Genomic DNA, 5838 nt, shown 5'->3' with positions numbered 1-5838 from the left:
CTGCGTCTGCTCGAGGAAGTCGCCGTGCCCGTCGCGGAAGGCCGCGAGCGCCTCCGGCACGTGGCGCTCACGCTCGATGCGCACGGCGGCCGCATCCACGCCGTTCCGCCGCAGCACCATCAGCATGCACTGCCAGGGCGTGGGCGCCTCGGCGAACCCGATGACGGTCTTCCCGACAAGATCGGACCAGCGGAACCCCGGCATCGGCGCGCGGCCCAGGAGGAAGAAGCCGCTCCGGCTGCAAACCTCGGCGAAGTGCGGGAGGACCCGGTCCTCGCGGTCCGCCAGATCGAAGCTCCGCATCAGACCGCCCAGCGTGATCTCGATACTGCCGTCGAGCAGGGCCTGGACCGTGCTCTTCCCGAAGGCGGCCGCCGTCTGCCACCTGACGTCGAGCCCCTCCTCGCGGAAGTGCCCCAGCGCCGCGCCCGCCGCGAGCGGCGCGTAGAACGGCGTGTAGAACGGCATCAGCACGGTCATGGGACGCAGGCTCATGAAGGTCTCCCTTCGCCCGGCGCAGCCGTTCTAAAGCGCGCCCAACGCCTTCAGCACGACCTCGGGGGTAATGGGCTGGGAGGTCACGCGCGCTCCGAACGGGGCGAGAGCGTCGTTGACGGCGTTGAGCACGGCCCCCGGCGCCCCCGCCGTGCCCGCCTCTCCGGCGCCCTTGAAGCCGCCCTCCGCGTAGGCCGTCGGCGTCTCGACGTGGCCGACCACGATCTCGGGCATCTCGGCGGCCATGGGCACGAGGTAGTCCATCATGGTGCCGGTCAGCAATTGCCCCTGCTCGTCGTAGACCAGGTGCTCATAGAGCGCGGCGCCGATGCCCTGGACGATGGCGCCGCGGATCTGCTCGTCTACCAAACGCGGGTTGATGATGCGCCCGCAGTCCTCCACGCACCAGTGCTTGAGCAGCCGCACGAAGCCTGTCTCGACATCCACCTCGACGTGGGAGAGCTGGATACCGTTGGTGAAGGCGAAGCCCTGGTGGCGCGGCACATAGTGGCGCGTCACTGTCAGCTCGGACTGGAAGTCCTTCGGGAGCGTGTCGGGACGGAAGTAGGCGACGCGGCCCAGCTCGGCGAGATCGAGCCTGACTTCACCCGTCAGCGCGTCCACGATCTTCCCGAGCCTGATGTCGAGGTCCTCCGGCTCGCACTGGAGGATTGCCGCCGCGACCTTCAGGATGTTGGCGCGGATGGCCTTGCCCGTCTGGAGCGCCGCCTCGCCGCCGATGCCGGCGCCGCGCGAGGCCCAGGTGCCGCCGCCGTAGGGCGAGACCATGGTGTCGCCCGTCAGCACGCGCACGTCCTCCATCGCGACGCCCACCGCGCTCGCCACCACCTGCGCGATCATCGTGTCCGTCCCCTGCCCCTGCTCCGTCACTCCGGTCATGCAGGTGAGCTTGCCCGACGGCTCGAGCTTGATCGTGCACCCGTCCTGCGATGAGATGCGGGCGCCACCCACGCCGTAGAAGGCCGGGCCCGGCGTGGTCAGCTCGATGAAGGCGCAGAGCCCGAGCCCGCGGTAGACCCTGTGCGCGCGGCGCGCGTCGCGCTCGGCGCAGAGCGCGCGGTAGTCGGAGATCTCGAGCAGCTTGTCGAGCGCCTCCTCGTGTGACAGGCGCTCGAAGAAGTAGCCCGTTTGCGAGGTGTGCGGGTACATCTCTGCGGTGACGTAGTTCTTCCGCCTCACCTCGACGGGGTCGAGGTTCAACTCCCGGGCGGCACGGTCAACCATGGCCTCCATCACCGCGAAGGCGATCGGGTGGCCGACGGCGCGGTACTGACACATGGGCGTCTTGTTCTGGAAGACCACGCTGAGCCGCGCGGAATAATCGCGGAAGCGATAGACGCCCGGCGTGAGGCGAATCGTCTGGTTGCCCTCGACGGCGCTCGTGCGCGGGTAGACGGAGTACGGGCCGATGCCGCTTAGGTCGTCCACGCGCATGCCAAGAATGGTCCCGTCGCGCTTGACGGCCAGCTCGGCCTTCACGCGGTGCTCACGCGCGTGGATGTCGCTCACGAAGGACTCGAGGCGGTCGGCCGTGAACTTGACCGGGCGGCCGAGCATCACGCTGAGCGTGCAGGTCGCCATCTCATCCGGGTAGATGTGCACCTTGATGCCGAAGCTCCCGCCCACGTCCTTGCAGATGACGCGGACGTCCTGCTCGGGCAGCCCCAGGTGGCGCGCCAGGATATCCTGCATCATGTTGGGCGACTGGAAAGAGTGATACACGGTCAGCCGCCGCTCCGACGGGTCGAAGTCGGCCAGGATGGCGCGCGCCTCGAGCGTGACGCCCGTGTGCCGCCCCATGGTGAAGGTCTCGGTGAGCACGGCGTCGGCGCTCTTGAAGGCTGCGTCCGCATCCCCCGACTTGAGCTCGAGCTTGAAGGCGAGGTTGTCGCCGAGCTCCGGGTGGATCACCGGCGTCGACGGGTCGAGCGCGGTCTCGGGGTCCGTCACGGCCGGCAGAGGCTCCCACTCCACGCGTACCCGCGAGACGCCGTCCTCGGCGATGGCGCGGCTCTCCGCCACGACGGCGGCCACCGGCTCGCCCTGCCACGAGGCCTTGCCGACGGCGAGCGGCCGTTGCATGGCGGACTTCATCCCTTGGAAGTGGGCGAGGGTGCCGACCCAGCCCGAGCAGACTGGCGCCATCTCCTCACCCGTGACGACGGCGACGACTCCGGGCAGGGTCCGTGCCTCGGTGGAGTCGATGGACAGCATGCGCGCGTGGGCGTGAGGGCTCCGGACGAAGGCGACGTGGAGCATCCGCGGCAGCACCACGTCGTCCGTGAAAACACCGCGCCCTGCCAGAAGCCGCGCGGTCTGCGGCCTGACCACGCTCTCGCCGATGTAGCTCCGGCCCTTCTCGATCCGACTCATGCGCGCCCGCGCGCCTCGGCCGTCTTCCGCACCGCCTCGACGATGGCGTGATACCCGGTGCAGCGGCAGTAATTGCCCGAGAGCGCCTCGCGAATCTCCTGCGCGCTCGCTGCCGGCTTGCGCGCGAGCAGGTCCTGAGCCGTCAGCAGCATGCCCGGGGTGCAGAAGCCGCACTGGAGCGCGTTCTCCTGCGCGAAGGCCTGCTGGAGATCGAAGACCTCGCCCGTGCCGGCGACGCCCTCGATGGTCTCGACGCGGCAGCCGTCGCACTGGACCGCCAGCATGAGGCACCCGCGCGCGATGGCCCCGTCCACCCGCACCGTGCAGGCGCCGCAGACGCCGTGCTCGCAGCCCACGTGAGAGCCCGTCAGCTCGAGGCCGTAGCGGAGGAAGTCCACCAGGCTCTGCCGCGGCTCGACGCGCCGGCTCACCGCCACGCCGTTCACCGTCAGCGAAATCTGAATCGCCAGGTCCATGTCAGGTAACAATCTGCGCCACGGCACGGGCGAGCAGCACGCGGGCAAGATGACGTCTCAGCGCGGGACTCGCGTGGACATCGCCCGGAGGGTCGAGGTCGGCATCGAGGGCGCGGCCCGCCTCCGCCACGACGTCGGCATCGGGGCGGCGGCCAGAGAGCGTGGCCTCCGCGCGCGAGGCGCGGACGGGCGTCGCGCCGACGCCGCAAAACGCCAGCCGCGCCTCCCTGATGACCCCGCCCTCGACGCGACAGTGGGCGGCGAGGCCGACCAGGGCGTAGTCGCCGTGGCGCCGGGCCAGCTCGGTGAAGCGGGAGCGCCAGCCGGGCCCGATGGGCAGCGCCACGACGGCCGTCACGATCTCGCCCGGCGCGAGGTCCGTCGTATAGATGCCGCGGAAGAAGCGCTGCACCGGAATGTCGCGCCGGCTCCCCCGCCCTGTCACACGGACGATCGCGTCGAGGGCGACGAGACAGGCCGGCAGCTCGGCCGCCGGATCGGCGAGCGCGACGGTGCCGCCGACGGTGCCTCGAGTTCTGATCGCACGGTGGCCGACGTGAGGCATCGCCTGGGCAATCAGCGGCGCATGCCGGGCGACGAGCGGCGAGGCCTCCACGGCCTCGTGCCGCGCCAGCGCGCCGATGACGAGCCCCTCCGGCTCCAGGCTGATCCCGTCGAGCCCGGGCAGACGGTTGATGTCGATGAGCGCGGCGGGTGCGGCGAGACGCATGTTGAGGGCGGGCACCAGGCTCTGGCCGCCAGCCAGGACGCGGCCGTCGGCGCCGTAGCGCTCCATCAGCGCCAGGGCCTCGTCGAGAGAGGCGGGCCGGTGATAGGCGAACGGGACGGGCTTCACGCGGGAATCCTACCTTGACGCTCGAAACAGCGCCCTGCTATGTTACGGCTCGGCTCCCCCGCCATGGCCTCTCCCATCGTTCGCACCGAGCGCCTGACCCGAAGCTTCGGCAGCCTCATGGCCGTGGCGCAGGTGGACTTCGAAGTCGAGCGCGGCGAGCTGCGCTCGATCATCGGCCCGAACGGCGCGGGCAAGACGACCTTCTTCCGACTGATCTCGGGCGAGATGGCGCCCTCCGCCGGCCGAATCTGGTTCGACGGCCGGGAGATCACCGGCCTGCCGCAGCACCGCGTCTCGCGCCTCGGCGTCGCCAAGTCGTACCAGATCACCAACATCTTCCCGCATCTCTCGGTGCTCGAAAATGTCCGCGTCGCCGCGCAGACGTACCGCCTCTCGTTCAACTTCTGGGGACGCGCCGTCGCGCTCACCGGCATCCGCGACAAGGCCGGTGCCATCCTGAAGCAGGTCGGCCTCTGGGACAAGCGGACGCTCCTCGCCGCCCATCTCTCTCACGGCGAGCAGCGCCACCTCGAGCTCGGCATCGCGCTCTCGACCGACCCGACGCTCCTCCTGCTCGACGAGCCCACGGCCGGCATGAGCCCGGAGGAGACCGACGAGACCATCCGCCTGATCCGCCGCATCGCCGAGGGGCGCACCGTGATTTTGATCGAGCACAAGATGAAGGTCGTCATGAACATCTCCGACCGCATCACCGTGCTGCACCAGGGCCAGGTGCTGGCCGAGGGCAGCCCCGCCGAGATCCGCGCCAACCTGCGCGTGCAGCAGACCTACCTGGGCGCCGCCAAGTGACGCTCCTCGCCCTCGAGGACCTGCATGCCTACTACGGCGAGGCGCACATCCTCCAGGGCGTGTCGCTCAATGTCGGCGCGGGCGAGGTCGTGACGCTCATCGGCCGGAACGGCGCGGGCAAGACGACTACCCTCAAGAGCATCATGGGTCTGGTCCCTCCACGCGGGGGGCGGATCAGCTTCGACGGCCGCGAGCTCACGAAACTGCCCACCCACGAGGTGGCGCGGGCGGGCATCGCCTACGTGCCGGAAGAGCGCCGCATCCTGCCCAACCTGAGCGTGGCCGAGAACCTCAGGCTCGGCATGCTGGGCGCCGCCCGCGGCGCGCAGGTCGACAACGGCGCGGCCGTCGAGGAGGTGCTGACCTACTTCCCGCGGCTTCGCGAGCGCTACGAGCAGAAGGGCAAGTCGCTCTCGGGCGGCGAGCAGCAGATGCTGGCGATCGCTCGCGGGCTCGTCGCCCGCCCCAAGCTCATGCTGGTGGACGAGCCCACAGAAGGCCTCTCCCCGCTCCTCGTCGAGAGCCTCACGGAGATCCTGGGCGAGATCAACCGGCGCGGCACAACTATCCTCTTGGTGGAGCAGATGCTCGAAGTGGCGCTGGCGCTCTCGCACCGCCTCTACGTCATGGACCAGGGGCGCATCCAGTTCGAGGGCACGCCTGACGCCCTCCGCGCAGACCCGGAGATCCAGCAGCGCTTCCTGGGTGTGTAGCCGGGGGCCCGCAATCACCGACATCGAACTGCCTGATCTTCGAGGTTGACCTCATCTGACAACCTCCACGCCGGCGCCAATGCTCTCTCGCAGC

Annotated in this window: 6 protein-coding genes; 2 read left to right on the top strand and 4 right to left on the bottom strand. The window is 69.9% G+C overall.

Translation table 11 applies throughout. From position 1 onward, the window contains the following. The 4 genes from VGV06_17815 to VGV06_17800 all read right to left on the bottom strand — a co-directional run. Positions 1-495: ABC transporter substrate-binding protein (locus VGV06_17815; GenBank protein HEV2057002.1), on the bottom strand; the 495-nt coding region annotated here is incomplete at its 3' end. 30 nt (positions 496-525) lie between these two features. Then, positions 526-2889 carry a xanthine dehydrogenase family protein molybdopterin-binding subunit gene (locus VGV06_17810; protein ID HEV2057001.1) on the bottom strand — a complete coding sequence of 788 codons (2364 nt, stop codon included), beginning with the start codon at positions 2887-2889 and terminating at the stop codon, positions 526-528. Beyond that, positions 2886-3365, bottom strand: a complete 480-nt coding sequence (locus VGV06_17805) for a (2Fe-2S)-binding protein (GenBank protein ID HEV2057000.1) — start codon at positions 3363-3365, stop codon at positions 2886-2888. Before VGV06_17805 ends, VGV06_17810 begins: the two co-directional genes overlap by 4 nt. Position 3366: 1 nt before the next feature. Next, positions 3367-4221 carry a xanthine dehydrogenase family protein subunit M gene (locus tag VGV06_17800; protein HEV2056999.1) on the bottom strand — a complete coding sequence of 285 codons (855 nt, stop codon included), beginning with the start codon at positions 4219-4221 and terminating at the stop codon, positions 3367-3369. Between the two features lie 63 nt (positions 4222-4284). On the opposite strand from VGV06_17800, the gene VGV06_17795 reads away from it, so the two are divergent. Next, positions 4285-5031, top strand: a complete 747-nt coding sequence (locus VGV06_17795; protein HEV2056998.1) for an ABC transporter ATP-binding protein — start codon at positions 4285-4287, stop codon at positions 5029-5031. After that, positions 5028-5744 carry an ABC transporter ATP-binding protein gene (locus tag VGV06_17790; protein ID HEV2056997.1) on the top strand — a complete coding sequence of 239 codons (717 nt, stop codon included), beginning with the start codon at positions 5028-5030 and terminating at the stop codon, positions 5742-5744. Before VGV06_17795 ends, VGV06_17790 begins: the two co-directional genes overlap by 4 nt. The last annotated feature ends 94 nt before the right edge of the window (positions 5745-5838 follow it).

This window comes from Candidatus Methylomirabilota bacterium, from assembly GCA_035936835.1.
Classification (GTDB): Bacteria; Methylomirabilota; Methylomirabilia; order Rokubacteriales; family CSP1-6; genus AR37.
The sequence above is the reverse complement of the archived record's forward strand: the minus strand, read 5'-3'. Positions and strand labels throughout refer to the sequence as shown.

What these genes read in the sequence shown, in the direction of transcription:
- VGV06_17810 (HEV2057001.1), bottom strand. Translation starts at nt 2,889, where the DNA reads ATGAGTCGGATCGAGAAGGGCCGGAGCTACATCGGCGAGAGCGTGGTC.
- VGV06_17805 (HEV2057000.1), bottom strand. Translation starts at nt 3,365, where the DNA reads ATGGACCTGGCGATTCAGATTTCGCTGACGGTGAACGGCGTGGCGGTG.
- VGV06_17795 (HEV2056998.1), top strand. Translation starts at nt 4,285, where the DNA reads ATGGCCTCTCCCATCGTTCGCACCGAGCGCCTGACCCGAAGCTTCGGC.